The organism is Aromatoleum aromaticum EbN1 (genome assembly GCF_000025965.1).
In the GTDB taxonomy this organism is placed as follows: Bacteria; Pseudomonadota; Gammaproteobacteria; order Burkholderiales; family Rhodocyclaceae; genus Aromatoleum; species Aromatoleum aromaticum.
Genome location: NC_006513.1, coordinates 195,461 through 210,786 on the forward strand (window position 1 = coordinate 195,461; position 15,326 = coordinate 210,786).

Below are 15,326 nucleotides of genomic sequence, written 5' to 3' on the forward strand. Positions count from 1 at the left end.
GAATCCACTGATGCCTAAAGCGCCTGGCGTTGCAGCAATCGCAGCAGCTCATCGACCCCATGCACGGTCAAATGCGGCCCTCGTGTCGGGGGCAAGTGTGAGAACGAATCGGCATTGCCCAAGCCGGTATTGACCGCGATGGCCAGCGAGCGGCCGCGGTGGGCCATCGGGACTTCCAGTTCGGGATCATCGCCAACGACCGCCATGTCCTTGAGCCGCACGCCGAGGCCGCGGCTTGCGGCCTTCAAGGCGTGAATCGAGGGTTTGCCCACGACCTGCACCCGGCAGCCGGTCAGATCCTTGAGCATCGCGGAGATGGCGCGGGATGTCCCGAGCGTCTTGCCGGCCGCGGTGGCAAAAAACAGCGCCTGCGAAGCGCTGTAGGCCTGGGCGCCGCCCCAGACTGCGTAGCAGGCCGCTTCCAGATTGTTCATCGTGAATTCGCGATACCAGCCGATCATCACCGCATCGGCCTGGGGCTTGCCGACCGGGGCGACGACCTCGATGCCGGCCTTGCGCAGCGGCATCGCCAGCCCGTCGCCGCCGAGCACCAGCACGCGCTTGTAGCCGCGCTGGACGAACAGATCCACCGCGCTGCTCGCCGGCGTCATCATCGCTTCGTCGGGCAGCGCGAAGCCGAGCTTGCCCAGCATGGCTGCGTACTCCTCGGGCGGGCGCGTGGTCCCATTCGTGAAGATGGCAAACGGAATGCCGCGTTCGGTCAGCCAGTGAGTGATTTCCAGCGCGCCGGGCAGCGGCTTTAGGTCGTGGTTGCGCTCATTGCCGAGCAACAGTGTTCCGTCCATGTCGAAGACGAAACCGCGTGTCTGGCCGAGGCGGGTGAGTGCGGCTTCAGGGATGTTCTGTCCGGCAAAAGCGACGCTGTCGTCACGCATGGGTGTTCTCCTTGCTGCTGTTGCCGTGCAGCTCGAGGCGGAAATTGGGTTTGTCGATCACGACGTCGGAGACGTCGGGGCGTGTTTGCAGCTCGCGCATCAGCTTCATGATGGGCTGCACATCCGGGTTGTAGTGCCGGCGTGCAGGACCGGCCGCGATCATGGCCTCGACCTGTTCGGACGGCATGGTTGCACGGAGCAGGAACTCTTCGTCCGAGATGCCGGGCGGGAACTGCCGGCGCATTTCCGCCAGCGTCGGCGGTGGCGGCTCGTTCATGAGTTCCTTGGCACGGGGGCGGGCGAGGATCCGGTCCTTCACTTGCGGATCGATGACGCCGGTGGGCCGGCCGAAATTGCCGAGAACGTAGCGGATCACCTGGTCCGAGACGTTGGCATAGCGTTCGCTACCGATCACGTTATAGAAGGCTTGCGAACCGAGCATCTGCGGAAAGGGCGTGACCATGATGGGATAGCCCAGCTCAGCCCGCACCCGGCTCAGCTCTTCCATGACCTCGTCAAAGCGATGTTCGAGCTTGAGTTCCGCAAGTTGCCGCCGCGTGGTCGAGATGTAGCCGCCTGCCGCCTGGTGGCGCAGGAAGGCGGCATCGAATTCCTGGGGCATGCCGACCGGCAGGTTCTCGGCGGCCGCGATGCGGGTGAAGTAGTCCGATACCCGGGCCAGCGCGCGGTCGTCGATGTCCACCGTGTGGCCCAGCTCGCGCAGGTTGGCGACGACGCGCTGCGCGTTCGGCAGCGCCGTGCCGGAGCTCAGCGCGCCGCAGCCGACCTGCAGGACGTCGATGCCCAGCTCGGCCGCAGTCATGTAGGTGATCGGGGCCAGTCCGATATTGCAGTGGGAATGCAGTTCAAGGGCCTTGCCGCCCAGTTGCGCACGGATCGCCGGGATCAGCGTGCGCGCCCGTTCAGGAGTCAGGATGCCGGCCGGATCCTTGATGTAGAGGCGGTCGATGTCGGGCGAGCGGACCAGTTGCGCGGCAAAGTTCGCATAGTAGGCGTCGTCGTGCACGACGCTGATGGTGTAGGTGAGGGCCGCGATGATCTCGCGTGCGCCGGCCTTGCGCATCATGCCCGCCGATTCGAGCATGGCCTGCGCATCGTTCATCGGGTCCATGACGATAAAGCGCGAAATGCCGTTGATGACGAGCCGGTCGTAAACAAGCTGCATGAATTCCGGGTGCTGGCTCTCCCAGGAGATGAAGCGCAGCCCGGTACCGATGAATTCCAGCGGCGTGTCGGGCATCGCCGCGTGGGTCAGGCGGATGCGCTCCCAGGGGTCTTCGCGGTGGGTCTTGACCGCCATCCCCATGTGTGTACTGGACGCATAATTGATGGCGCGGAAACCGACCCGGTCGAGAACCGGCGCGATCGACAGGATCTGCGGCGTATTGAGCCCCGTCGCGCCCCACAGGCTTTGGTTGCCGTCACGGATCGAGGTGTCGATGAGCTGGAGATGAGCCATGTCAGTTTCCTTTCGCGACACGCTGGTCGCGCAATGCGGTCGCCCGGTTTTCCAGGAACCACGGGAAATACGCAGTGTTCACGCCGCCGCGGGCGAACTCCTCCTGCTGCATCAGTTCGACGTGCATCGGCAGGTTGGTGCTCACGCCGGAAATTACGCACTGCGCCAGCGCATGGCGCAGGCGCTCGAGGGCTTGGGTGCGGTCGGTACCGTGGACGATCAGCTTGGCAAGGAGGGAATCGTAGAATGGGGGCACGCGGGCGCCGGTCTGGATGTGCGTATCCACACGCACGCCTTCGCCCAGCGGAAACACTGCGCGGCTCACCGTGCCGGGGCTGGGGCGGAAATCCTGTGTCCAGTCTTCGGCGTTGATGCGGCACTCGATGGCGTGACCGGTGAGGTGCACGTCGTCCTGCGTCAAGCGCAGCGGTTTTCCTTCGGCGACCGCGATTTGTTCGGCGACCAAGTCGAGCCCGCAGATCGCCTCGGTGACCGGGTGTTCGACCTGGATGCGCGCGTTCATTTCCAGGAAGTAGAACGTGTCCCGCTCGCAGTCGACCAGCAACTCGACGGTGCCGAGTCCGCGGTATTCGAGGTGCTTCGCGAAGGTGATCGCGGCACAGTGCATGTCGGCCCGCAGGCCGTCGCGCAGGTTCGGGGCAGGCGCTTCCTCGACCAGCTTCTGGTAGCGACGTTGAATCGAACAATCCCGCGTTCCGAGATGAATCACGTTCTCGCCGTCTCCCAGCACCTGCACTTCCACATGGCGTCCGGACGCGACGTAGCGCTCCAGATAGACCCGGGGATCGCCGAATGAGGCGTGCGCTTCGGCCATCGCCAGTTCGATCGTCGCGGCGAGTTGGTCCGGTTCATGCACCAGCTTCATGCCGCGGCCGCCGCCGCCGCTGACGGCCTTGATCAGAATCGGCCAGCCTGTTTTTTCGGCTAGGGCACGCGCGTCCTCGACGCTGTCGACTTCGCCACCCGGCACGACCGGGAGCCCGGCGGCCAGGGCGTGGCTGCGCGCCTTGAGCTTGTCGCCAACGGCATCGAGCTGAGCTTCGGTCGGTCCGATGAAAATAATCCCGACAGCGGAACAAGCCTGGGCGAGGCGCTGATTTTCGGACAGGAAACCGTATCCAGGATGGATCGCATCGACTTTTGCCGCAAGCGCGGCGCCAACGACGGCGTCGACACTGAGGTAGCTGGCGGATGATTTCGGCGGTCCGATGCAGATCGTCTGGTCAGCCAGGCGCGCGGCCTGCGAATCGAGATCGGCCTCGGAGGCGGCGAGGACGGTTACGATTCCGAGACGCTGGCAGGTGCGCACGATGCGCACCGCGATCTCGCCGCGGTTGGCGATGAGAATGCGGCGGATGGTCATGTGCTCTCCGGCTCGATGCGCATCAACACTTCGTCGTGCTCGACGGTTGCCGCGTCCTTCGCGCAGATTTCCACGACTTTCCCGGCCGTTCCCGCGTATACCGAATTCATCAGCTTCATCGTTTCGACGATGCCGACCAGGGTGTCCGGCTCGACGTGGCTGCCTACTTCCACGAACGCGGGGGCGCCAGGCTTGGGCGTGCGATAAAAGGTGCCCAGCAGCGGCGTGCGGACAGAAACGAGGTGTTCCGTTTCTGCATGCCTGGATTGCTGCGGCGCATGGGCTGCGCTGGCGGGCGGCGTTGCTGCCGTCGTGGCCGGTGACAGCAGGTTGGGGGCGGAAAGGATCTGCCCGTCCTGCGTCCACATGCCGTCGCTGCCGCGCCGCAACTGCAGCTTGAAGCGCAAGGTCTGCAGATTCAGTTCATTGAATGGGCCTGCGTCCAGCAGCTGCAGGATCTCGTTGACATCTTCGTTGGTCAGTTTCATTTGCTTGCAGCCTCGCTGCGATATTTCGAAAAAGCGACGGCCTGCTCGACCAGCGCATCGGCAAATTTCTCGTCGTTGATATGAAGCGGCAACTCGACCACCGGCACGCCCGCGGGCATCACCGTTTTCAGGTGCGCGAGGAACACCGGCGGCAGCGACGGGTCGTGGAGGTGGCCGTCCGGGCTGTCGTGATTGGAAAAACCCTGCAGCGGCACGAAGAAGCTGACCGGCCCCCGGGCAGTCCTGATCAGGCCTGCCAGGTGCTCGGCATCGTTGCGGAATTCTTGCGCTTCGGCGCGTACCGCAGTCAGTGCCGGGTTGTGCTCGTGATAACGCCTGCCGGGGAATCGCACCTTGGCTTCTGCCAGCGGCCCCGCCACGAGGAAGTCCAGGTTGCCGGGGGCGAAAATGGTCGGCACCCCTTTCTCCAACGCCGCCTTGCCGCGATCCGGTCCCGTCGCGCACAAGCCGCCATGAAGATATTCACTGACCTCGATCAGCGACATGTCGATGACGACCGCAACGTCGCGCTCGCGGATGATCTGCTCCATCGCCGCACCGCCAGTACCGAGGGTATGAAACACCATGACCTCGAACCCTTGCTGCTCGAGCGAACGGCGGACACGCGCGCTGCATTTCTCCGTGGTGCCGAGGGTTGAGACGGTGATCAGCGGCTTGTTTCCGCCGGCTTCCCCGGACTGGTAGTCGTGGGCCATTGCCGCCACTGCGAGCGCGCCACTGCGGAAGGCGTTGCGGGTGATCGAGTTCAGCCCCGAAATGTCGCAGACCGGATTCACCATCATGATGTCCTTGGCGCCGACGAACGGGCCGGTCATACCCGAAGCCATGGTGGAAATCATGACCTTGGGCAGTCCGTAGGGAAAGGTCTGCATGATCCGGGTGGCAAGTACCGTCCCCATCGAACCGCCCAGGCCGAGAATGCCGCTCAGGCCCACGTTGCGGTTCAATTCATCGGCGCACTTGAGTGCGCCCCTGATCATCACCTCCAAGCATAATCCTTCATGCCTGAGCGCACGGATCTCGGGCATCGTCATGCCCGCAGCGCCGGCAATCTTGTCAGGTCCGATCGCCACGTCCCCGTCCAGCGTGCTGCGGATACTGGCGTCCAAGTGGTACACCTCGACTCCCGCATCTTCCAGGCACTGCCGTATGTATTGCGATTCCTCGTTCTTGGTGTCCCGTGTGGCCACTAGAAGCACCTTAGGTTTGTCGGCCATGACTGTCTCCTGATTTTATAGTTGCCGTGCCGGCTCTCAGACCAGCGAATAGTCCTGCTGGGACTTCGCGTAGTGGATGAAAAAATCGAGCGCCTGGGGATTGGCCATGGTGTTGCGGTTGACCGCTTTTTCGACCGGCAGGCCCATCAGGATCTTGCGCACGGGCACTTCCATTTTCTTGCCCGTGAGCGTCGCCGGGATGCCAGGCACTGCGATGATCCGGTCCGGCACATGGCGTGGCGTGTATTCCTTGCGCAGGAGAGTGGTGATGCGCTTTTCCAGGTCCGGATCGAGCTCTACGCCTGCAGACAGTTTCACGAACAGCGGCATGAAAAACTGGTTGTGCGGCAGGTCGAGATTGACGATCAGCGCATCCTCGATTTCGTCGAGCGTCGCCAGTGCCCGGTAGATCTCCGCGGTGCCGATGCGCACCCCCTGGCGGTTCAGCGTTGCGTCCGAGCGACCGAGCACAAAGCATCCCCCGCGCGCATTGATGCGGAAGAAATCGCCGTGGCGCCAGACGCCCGGGAATTCCTCGAAATAGGCTTCGCGGTAGCGCACCTGTTCAGGGTCGTTCCAGAAGCAGACGGGCATCGACGGCAAGGGTTCGGTGATCACCAGTTCCCCGACTTCATCGATGACCGGTTCGCCCTGCTCGTTGAATGCCGCTGCGGCTACACCGAGCGACGGTGCCTGAATTTCACCGGCATAGACCGGCAGGGTCGGCACACCGCCCACGAAGCCGGTGCAGCAGTCGGTGCCGCCGCTGCCGGTGGCGATCCACAGGTCTTCCTTGACGTTCTGATAGAACCAGGCGGTGCACTCGGGAGACACCGGCGAGCCTGCCGGCATGATCGCCCGCAGCTTCGACAGGTCGTACCGGGCGGCTGGCACGATGCCGGTCTTGTTCATAATGTCGACATAGGTCGGGCTGGCACCGAAAAAAGCGGCGCCACAATCCTGGGCCATCTTCCACAGCACGTCCGGGGTCGGATAGGCCGGGTTGCCGTCATAGAGCACCGGGCATGCGCCCACCAGCAGCGAGCTGGCCACCGCGTTCCACATCATCCAGCCGGTGGTGGTGAAAAAGAAGGTGCGCTCGCCGGGGTGAATGTCCATGTGGAAGGCGAGCAGCTTGTGCATTTCGAGAAGGATGCCGCCATGGCTGTGCACGATGGCCTTGGGCAGACCGGTCGTGCCGGACGAGAACAGAATCCACAGCGGATGGTCGAAGGGCAGCTGTTCGAATTGGAATCCGTCCGCCGGGACGGGAGGGTGATCGAGCAAGGTTTCCCACGACCGGACCCGTTTGTCTGGGGGGGGCGGGTTGTGCGGCTCCAGATAGGGAAGATGTATGACGTGTTCGATGCTGTCGAGCGCGCCGATGATTTCCCCAACCTCACCGCGGCGGTCGAACGCCTTGCCGCCGTAGCGGTAGCCGTCCACGCAAAACAGGACTTTGGGTGCGAGTTGGGCGACGCGGTCGAGAACGCCATGCGAGCCGAAATCCGGTGAGCAACTTGCCCAGACTGCGCCGATGCTCGTCGTCGCCAGCATGGCAATGATTGCCTGCGGGATATTGGGCAGGTAGGCAACAACCCTGTCGTTGGGCTTCACGCCCAGCCGCCGCAATTGCGTCGCGACGATGCGCACTTGGCCGGCCAGATCCTCCCAGTCCATGCCGGTCAGGGGGGTGTTCTCGCTCAGATACATGATGGCGTGGCTGCCGGCGCGTTCCTGGCGCATGACGTGCTGTGCGTAGTTGAGCTTCGCTCCGGGAAACCAGTGTGCGCCGGGCATTTTCCGGGAGCCGAGCACGCACGAGGGCGCTGCCGATGCTTCGATCGAAAAATAGTCCCAGAGCGCCCCCCAGAACGATTCCAGTTCAGTGACCGACCAGCGCCAGAGTTCACCGTAATTCGCAAATTTCAGCTTACGGGTGTCTTGCAGCCAGTTCATGAACGCAGTTACGTTCGCGTTCGTTACCCAGTCGGCGCTGGGGGTCCACAACAAATCCCCTTCCTTGATCATCGATGCATCCCGGGTCCGTTAGACAAAATTGGTTTTTTCACTTGCTTTCATCGTTCGAGTCTGGATTGTTCTGTATTGTGCTGAGCAAGACGGATGCCAGTGCAGTGATACAAGTCGGATTGCGCAGTGCAGCATTTCCGGGTGAGGGACTTTTCGATAGACAATACTGTTAGAAGGATAAAAAATACTGCTTTGCAGCATTTTTTATCCTTGAGCCGAGTTCATGAAATCGTGAAAATGGCGATGGGAAGGAGGCTGTTGACTTCATAAAAATAGAAGCAGGGTTCAGGAGACATTTCGTGATAAAGAACAAGGACAGGGCTGCGACCGGAGAGGGCGGCATACGATCCTCGGCGTCGCCACTTGGCGATTATGCAAGCTTGCGCTCCGATGCTCCGCCATCGTTGTCGGACATTTCGGCATGTTTGTCATTTTCTCCCGATGACGGATATATCTGGCTCAATGACCAGCGCATGCTATTGCTGCATGGCAATGTATTCGGGGCGCTAAGGCGCGAGCTGATCGACAGCTTGGGGGTGGAAAAAGCAAGAGGCCTGTTTACGCGCATAGGCTATATTGCCGGCGCGCGCGATGCCCGCATGGAGCAGGCTCGCTGGCCCGATGCTGACCTGTCCGCGCTGTACAAGGCTCGCCTTCATTCTTTTGAAGGCATGGTGAAGGTCGAACCCGTAAGATTCAGCTTCGATCAGAAGAGCGGCCAATTCGACGGTGAGTATTTATGGCATCACTCGATCGAGGCGGACGAGCACATTGCCGCGTATGGTCTTGGAACTTCAGCCACTTGCTGGATGCTAACCGGTTATGCAATGGGGCACGGGAGCACCTTGCTCGGGCATCTCGTGATTGCGCGGGAGGTCAGCTGCCGGTCGATGGGTGATTCAGTATGTCGTCTGATTGCAAAATCTGCTGAGCTGTGGGACGACATCACCGAGGACATGCGGCGTCTCAATGCCGAGGATTTTGTCGGCTCTCCGACGAGCCATACCGCTGTAATAGCGGCGGTGGCGGGTCGAGAACGTACAGACATTTTTACGCAGAACGCGCCGTACCATTCTGCAATGGTAGGCGCTTCTGCTGCTTTCAATGCAGCCTGCCATCAGCTCCAGCGTGTCGCCAAGACCGACGCTACTGTCTTGTTCACGGGAGAGTCCGGGGTAGGCAAGGAAATGTTTGCCCACATGCTCCATCGCATCGGCAAGCGTGCTGAAAATCCCTTTATCGCTGTTAATTGTGCAGCGATACCGGAGACGCTGATCGAATCCGAATTGTTCGGCGTCGAGCGTGGGGCCTACACCGGGGCCGTGGCTTCACGTCCCGGCCGATTTGAACGGGCAGACGGGGGGACCTTGTTCCTCGATGAAATCGGGACATTGAGCCCGATCGCACAAGGAAAGTTGCTCCGGGCACTGCAGGAAGGGGAAATCGAAAGAGTGGGTGGCAGCCGGTGCATCCGGGTCGATGTAAGAGTGGTCGCTGCAACCAATGTCGACTTGCGGCAGGCGGTACGGGATGGAAATTTTCGCGAGGATTTATTCTACAGGTTGAATGTGTACCCTATTCGACTTCCTCCACTTCGTGCTCGCAGGGACGATATCCCGCTGCTGATGAATTATTTTCTAAATTTTTATTGTGAAAAATATAATCGAAGAGTGGTCGGGTTTACGCCGGCAGTCATCAGGGCCTTTCTTTCTTATGAATTCCCTGGAAACATAAGGGAACTGCAGAACCTGGTCGAGCGCGGGGTGATATCTGCCGAAGAAGAGGGGACGATAGACTTGCCGCATCTGTTCACCAGTGGTGAAACCCTGCCTCCGGACGTTTTGTCGGTAGCCATGGGAGCGGGAAAAGGAGTGCTCAAGAACGTGCAGGCCAAAACGGACGAAATTTCCGGTGCGTCATCCGATTTGCTAAAGATGTTGTTGCGGACTCAAGAGGATGGGAAAACTGTATCCCTGGAGGGAATAGAAAGGGCCTTGGTCGAGAATGCCGTCGCCATTTCAAATGGAAATTACTCCGCTGCGGCGAGGCTGCTTGGCATTACCCGATCGCAACTGGCGTACCGATGCGAAAAATACAAGCTCGCTGAAGGCGAGAGTTGACCGTCGGAGGACCGGATAGATCAGTGCCGGTGTTTCGACGCTTGGAGTGGGCCGTCTGCACTACGCTACGCCCACTTTTGCATTGCAGGACCGGGGGACCACGCCCTCTGTCCTGCAGAGGGTTCGCCTCCCTGCAGCGCCGTCCGCAGCATTCAACTACCCGCCGCAGCCTTGGCGACAAAAACTGGAAGCGGCGAGTGGGTCAGCACTTTTTGGGTCTGCGATCCGAGCATCAAAGCCTTCAGTCCCCGACGGCCGTGCGATGCCATATAGATGAGATCGCAACCCTTTTCCCGTGCGACCTGAATAATCTGTACATATGCTTCTGAGCCGACGCGCACTACCGCTTCACAGACGAGCGCCGCGGCTTGACCGGCCTCCATGGCTTTCAACAAGATGTCCGCGGCTTCGCGTTTCATCTCGTTGTCAAACGTTTCGGGAGACAGCGTGCGCATCAGCGCACCCTCCTGCGTGGCGCCGTAATCCTCCGCCATCGTGAAGAAGGTTATTCGGGCGCCGAGGGCACAGGCGAATTCCAGTGCTTGCGCGAGCAGAGATCCAGCCAGTTCTGATCCATCGAGCGGGACGAGTATGTGACGGTACATTCCATTTCTCCCCTTGTTTTCAGCCCAGCACAGCTTTATTAGGTCGTAGCAGGAAATGCCCCAGTGCCGGCAGCAGGATGAGTGCGCCGAGCATGTTCCAGATGAACATAAACGCAAGGAGTATCCCCATGTCGGCTTGGAACTTGATCGGCGACCAGGCCCAGGTGGCCACGGCCAGACCCAGGGTGATCCCGGTCAGCACCACCACCTTGCCGGTGAAGATTAAGGCCTTGTAGTACGCTGCGGACAGGCTCATGCCTTCCTTGAGTCGCGCCAGGGTGACCGTCATCACGTACAGCGCGTAGTCGACGCCGATCCCCACCCCGAGGGCGATCACCGGCAGGGTCGCGACCTTGACGCCGATGTTGAGCCACACCATCAGCGCCTCGCACAGCACCGAGGTGATCATCAGCGGCACCACCGCGCACACCACGGCCCGCCACGAGCGGAACGCGATGAAGGCGAGCACGATCACCGCCGCATAGACCAGGAACAGCATCTGCACGTTGGCCTTGCGCACCACGATGTTGGTTGCCGCTTCGATGCCCGCGTTGCCCGCCGCGTTCAGGAAGCGCACCTCATCGGTGCCATGGCGCGCGGCGAAGGCTTCGACCACGTTGACCACGCTAGCGAGCGTATCGGCCTTGTGATCCTTGAGGTAGGCATAGACGGTGAGCAGGTCGCAGTTCTGGTTGAACATCTCGCGCGGGGCGCGGGTGATGATCGCGTTGAGCATGTCCTGCGAGCGCGGAATCTCGAACCACTTCAGGCTGCCCTCGTTCATGCCGGCGTTCGACACCTTGGCCAGGCCGGCTAGCGAGCTGGTCGCCTCTACGCCGGGCAGCTGCTGCAGCTCGCGCTCGAGCGCATCGACCGCCATGAGCGTGTCGTACTGGCCGCAGGCATATTGCGGCGTGCGGACCATGACGATGTACACGTCGCTGCTGGCCGCATAGTTGGCAGTCATGAACGCGTTGTCGCGGTTGTAGCGCGAGTCCGGGCGCAGCTCGGGGGCGCCGGGATCGGTGTCGCCGATCTTGAGCTGAAAGCTCACTGCAAGCCCCACCGCCCCCATCGCCAGCCCCGCCAGCACCGCAATGCGGGCCCATTTGCGCTGCGTGAACAGGTCGAGGAAGGCCCAGAACGGATGCTTGCCGTGGGGGGCGCCGCCCGCCTCCATCAGCTCGGCCTTCAAGCTGCGCTGGGCGGCGACCGGGCTCACGCCGGTGTAGGACAGCAGGATCGGCAGCAGCACGAGGTTGGTGAAGATCAGCACCGCGACCCCGATGCTGGCGGTGATCGCCAGATCCTGGATGACCTGGATATCGACGACCATCAGGACCGCGAAGCCGACCGCGTCCGCCAGCAGGGCGGTCAGCCCGGCAAGGAACAGACGGCGGAAGGTGTAGCGTGCCGCCACCAGACTGTGCGTGCCACGCCCGATGTCCTGCATGATGCCGTTCATCTTTTGCGCGCCATGGCTCATGCCGATGGCGAAGACGAGAAAGGGCACCAGCACCGAGTACGGGTCGAGTTCGTAACCGAGCGTGGGCAGCAGGCCCAGCAGCCACACCACGGCCACCACCGAGCACCCGACCACCAGCAGCGTACTGCGCAGGCAGCGGGTGTACCAGTACAGCACGCCGGTGCAGATGACGATCGCCACGGCGAAGAACATCATCACCTGCTGCAGGCCGTCGATCAGATCGCCCACCACCTTGGCGAAACCGGTGACGTGGATCCTGATCTTCTCCGACTCGTACTTCGCGCGCAGCACCTCGATGCGCTTTGACAGCGCGTGGTAGTCGATCCGCTCCCCGGTCTCGGCGATCTTGTCCTGCAGCGGGACGAAAATGATGCTCGACTGATAGTTGGCGGCGACCAACTGGCCGATCTCGCCCGAGCGCTCGACGTTGACGCGCACCTGCTCGATCGATTCGGGCGAGCCGTCGTAGTCGTCCGGAATCACCGGCCCGCCGTCGAGCCCTTCCTCGGTCACGCCGGTCCAGCGCACGGCGGGCGCCCACAGCGACTTCATGTAGGGCCGGTCGACGCTCGGCATCAGGAACAGCTCGTCGCTCATCTTGCGCACGGTATCGAGATACTCTGCGTCGAAGATGTCCCCTTCCGTCGCCGCCACGGCGATGCGCAGGCTGTTGCCCATGCCCGCGAGCTGGCTGCGGTTGTCGAGGAAGTTCACGATGTAAGGGTGGCTGGTCGGGATCATCTTGTCGAACGCGGCGTTCAACTTGAGTCCGAACGCCTGGTAACCGAGCACCAGCGTTGCCAGAAAGCACAGTGTGACAATGACCAGGCGGTTGTTGAAAAGCGCGCGCTCGGCAAACGAACCGGAGCGTGTATCGAAGTCTGCGAGATCGACAATGACCGCTTCGGCCGGAAGTGAATGTGCAACAGCCATTATTGATTTTCCGTAACAACGAGTTGAGCTGCGTCGACGCGGCTCAGGCCGCGTGCTCCGGACATGACGAGTGCGCCGTCGTCGATCTGCACCAGCGCGGTGACCGCGTTGGGAGCCTTGGCTTTGAGCGCGCTGAAACTGCGCCCATGGTCGTCGCTGCGCAGCAGCCGCCCGCTTTCGTCAGCAAGCACGACGGCGCCGTTCTTGAGCCGCACGCCACTTGTGATCGTAATGTCGTGATCGAGGGCGATTTGTGTCCAGGCCGTGCCCCCGTCCCCGCTGCGCCAGACATTGCCCCTCAAGCCGTACGCCAGAACGGTGTCTTCAGCGAGCGAAAGCGCACCAAAGAACGTGCCGGGGTAGGGCGTCCTGACTTCGGCGAAGGAAAGCCCTGCGTCATCCGAGCGAAACAGCGCCCCCTGTTCTCCAGATATGAGCAGCCGGGCACCGTCGGCACGAACCTGATAAAGGTGCTTGCCGCGCGGATTCGGCAGGCGTGCCATGAAAGCCTGCCAGGACTGGCCTCCATCGTTGGTGGCAAGCGCCAGTCCGTAGGCGCCGACCACATAGCCACGACGTTCGTTCTTGAAACTCACGCTCAGCAGCGGCTTGTCCGGACCGTCTTCGACCATCCTCTGTGCGTCGCGCAGCAGTCGCTCGGCGCCTTCCCTGCCGGTCGCTTCGAGGGCCTTGGCTTCTTCCAGCACCTGTTGCGCCGCCTGGCGGCCCTCCAGTTGGCGCACCCAGGTTTCGCCGCCATCCCGGGAATGCAGCACGATGCCGCTGTGGCCGACCGCCCAGCCCAGCTTGTCGTTGACGAAGCAGACAGCGGTCAGCGCCACGCTCGACGGCACCGAACCTGCCTGCCGCCAGGTTTTACCGCCGTCGTCCGAAAGGAGCACTGTTCCCCGGGGGCCCACCGAGACCAGCCGATCACCGGCTCGGGTGACCGCCAGCTGGACAGCGCTGATGGCGCGCACATCTATGCTTGCCGCCACCTCCATCAGATCCGGCACAGGCTGGCCGGCAGGCGCCGCCACCGCAAGCTGACCCATCAAACTCAAAAGGGTGGCAGCCATCAGGGGCCGCACTGCAGTGTTCAGAACCATGTTGCCTACTCTCATTCGCGCTTCGCCACGCCAGGCCAGACCCTGTGGATCCGCGCGGTGGACGGAGCGTCGTTCAACAGCGAAAAACCCGGCCTGAAAATCAGGGGCCTGCCTGCCTACGCCCAGGCAGGCCCTTTGACGACTGCCAGGCAGCCAGGCGAGATCAGCGTGAAGCGTCGGCGGCGACGGCATCTCCGGTGAAGAAAGTCTCGGGTTTGCGCGGCACGACACGATACGACTCATCGTTCAGGCCTTGCACCGTGCTCATCGTGCCCGCCTGCAGGTTGAATACCGTCACCTGTTTGACCAACATCGCCGGAACGGCGGGCACGAAGAAATTCGGCATCTGCGAGGTGCGCCACAGCTTGCCTTCGGAGTCGTAGCCGTCCATCAACACCAACAGCCCAGTATCCTCATCGAAGTAAAGCTTGCGCTTCGGAACCGCATGGCGCTTGCCCGAAACCACCGTGGCTTCGACTTCCCACACGCGATGCAGCTCCCAGCGCATCTTGGCGGGGTTCAGGTGGAACTTGTCGTAGGCTTCCGAGAGCTTGGCAGTGACCAGTTCATTGTTGTTGTAGGGAATGTACATCTCCCGCTTGCCGACCAGCTTCCATTCGTATCGGTCGGGGTGGCCGAAGAAACCTTGCGCCTCGTCGAAATAGTTCGCGCCCGATGCGACAAAGTCCGGCGTGTCGTAGGCAACGGTCGGGGCGCGGCGCACGCGCCGCTGGCCAACCAGATACTGCCACGCTTGGCGCGGGGTTTTGGGATCGATGCTGTCGCGAATGACGAGCGACTCGCCCACTTTGAAAGACGGCGCCGTAGTACTAAAACGCTGCAGGAAGTATTCGCCTTTCCCGTCCTTCGACCACGTCTCCCACGAACCGTCTGTGTAGTAGTAGGGATGCTGGAAGAAATTGTCGTTGCGGGTGGCCAGGGTGTGATTGCCATCCGAGGAGCCGACAATGTTCTTGAACCCAAACTCGATTGATTCGGGTTCAACCCGAAGTAGGTAATTCCACACTACCTCCACGCCGGTCTGCGGGATCGGGAACGGGAGGCCGCCGAAACAGCCCTCGATTGACTTGCCGCCTTCTGTCGTCTTGCAATGGGTTGCATTCTTTAAGGTATTTGCGGCCACGTGCTCCGGCACCGTGGCGGTGCGATGCGTCGGGTAAACCTCAAGACGAAAGGTGTCCGGGTATTTCGTCAGCAGTGCCTGTGTACCTTCGGAGAGCTTGTCCGCATGCTGGGCCATGTTGGACGCGGTGATTTGCAGGACGGGCTTTTCATTCGGGAAAAGGCTTACCGGAATGTCGCCCACTTTCGCGCCTGCGAACGGACCGGTATGCCCTCCCGTCCAGGCCGGGATGCTTCCCTCTTTGTTGCCGGCTTTTTCCCCGCCGAGCGGCGTAAGCGAGGTTTTCAGCTTGCCCGCTTCTTCCGCGCTGACTGCGGCCCACGCCGGCTGAATGCCTGCGATCAGTGCCAATGCCATCGTGCATACCACTGTTTTCTTGTGCATGATTAGTCTCCGTCTCCTCAAGCTTTGG

General features: G+C 61.7%; 11 protein-coding genes. 1 reads left to right on the forward strand and 10 read right to left on the reverse strand.

Translation table 11 applies throughout. The features are described 5' to 3' along the window. Positions 1–14 precede the first annotated feature (14 nt). The 6 genes from EBN1_RS00885 to EBN1_RS00910 form a co-directional block, all read right to left on the reverse strand. Positions 15–896: an HAD-IIA family hydrolase gene (locus EBN1_RS00885; protein WP_011236022.1), complete on the reverse strand. Its 882-nt coding sequence runs from the start codon at positions 894–896 to the stop codon at positions 15–17. Further along, positions 889–2,217, reverse strand: a complete 1,329-nt coding sequence (locus EBN1_RS00890; RefSeq protein ID WP_422103701.1) for a biotin carboxyl carrier protein — start codon at positions 2,215–2,217, stop codon at positions 889–891. The genes EBN1_RS00885 and EBN1_RS00890 overlap by 8 nt, the downstream gene beginning before the upstream one ends. Positions 2,218–2,377: 160 nt before the next feature. After that, positions 2,378–3,760 (reverse strand): acetyl-CoA carboxylase biotin carboxylase subunit, encoded by a 1,383-nt coding sequence (locus tag EBN1_RS00895; protein WP_011236024.1) that lies wholly within the window; start codon positions 3,758–3,760, stop codon positions 2,378–2,380. Continuing rightward, positions 3,757–4,248 carry an acetyl-CoA carboxylase biotin carboxyl carrier protein gene (locus tag EBN1_RS00900; RefSeq protein WP_011236025.1) on the reverse strand — a complete coding sequence of 164 codons (492 nt, stop codon included), beginning with the start codon at positions 4,246–4,248 and terminating at the stop codon, positions 3,757–3,759. Before EBN1_RS00900 ends, EBN1_RS00895 begins: the two co-directional genes overlap by 4 nt. Beyond that, positions 4,245–5,486, reverse strand: a complete 1,242-nt coding sequence (locus tag EBN1_RS00905) for a Tm-1-like ATP-binding domain-containing protein (RefSeq protein ID WP_011236026.1) — start codon at positions 5,484–5,486, stop codon at positions 4,245–4,247. Before EBN1_RS00905 ends, EBN1_RS00900 begins: the two co-directional genes overlap by 4 nt. Positions 5,487–5,522: 36 nt before the next feature. Beyond that, a complete protein-coding gene (locus tag EBN1_RS00910) occupies positions 5,523–7,517 on the reverse strand; it encodes an acetoacetate--CoA ligase (RefSeq protein WP_011236027.1) in 1,995 nt (664 codons plus the stop codon). A gap of 299 nt (positions 7,518–7,816) precedes the next feature. Between EBN1_RS00910 and EBN1_RS00915 the strand changes: the two genes are divergently transcribed. After that, positions 7,817–9,637, forward strand: coding sequence for a sigma-54-dependent Fis family transcriptional regulator (locus EBN1_RS00915; protein ID WP_011236029.1), 1,821 nt, complete (start codon positions 7,817–7,819; stop codon positions 9,635–9,637). Between the two features lie 152 nt (positions 9,638–9,789). On the opposite strand, the gene EBN1_RS00920 is transcribed toward EBN1_RS00915, so the two are convergent. From EBN1_RS00920 to EBN1_RS00935, 4 genes are all read right to left on the reverse strand, one after another. Next, positions 9,790–10,242 (reverse strand): universal stress protein, encoded by a 453-nt coding sequence (locus EBN1_RS00920; RefSeq protein ID WP_011236030.1) that lies wholly within the window; start codon positions 10,240–10,242, stop codon positions 9,790–9,792. Between the two features lie 19 nt (positions 10,243–10,261). Beyond that, entirely contained in the window at positions 10,262–12,661 is a 2,400-nt protein-coding gene (locus tag EBN1_RS00925; RefSeq protein WP_011236031.1) for an efflux RND transporter permease subunit, read from the reverse strand. Continuing rightward, a complete protein-coding gene (locus tag EBN1_RS00930) occupies positions 12,661–13,770 on the reverse strand; it encodes a WD40/YVTN/BNR-like repeat-containing protein (RefSeq protein WP_049780129.1) in 1,110 nt (369 codons plus the stop codon). The genes EBN1_RS00925 and EBN1_RS00930 overlap by 1 nt, the downstream gene beginning before the upstream one ends. A gap of 163 nt (positions 13,771–13,933) precedes the next feature. Further along, a complete protein-coding gene (locus EBN1_RS00935) occupies positions 13,934–15,298 on the reverse strand; it encodes a DUF1329 domain-containing protein (RefSeq protein WP_011236033.1) in 1,365 nt (454 codons plus the stop codon). Positions 15,299–15,326: the final 28 nt, after the last annotated feature.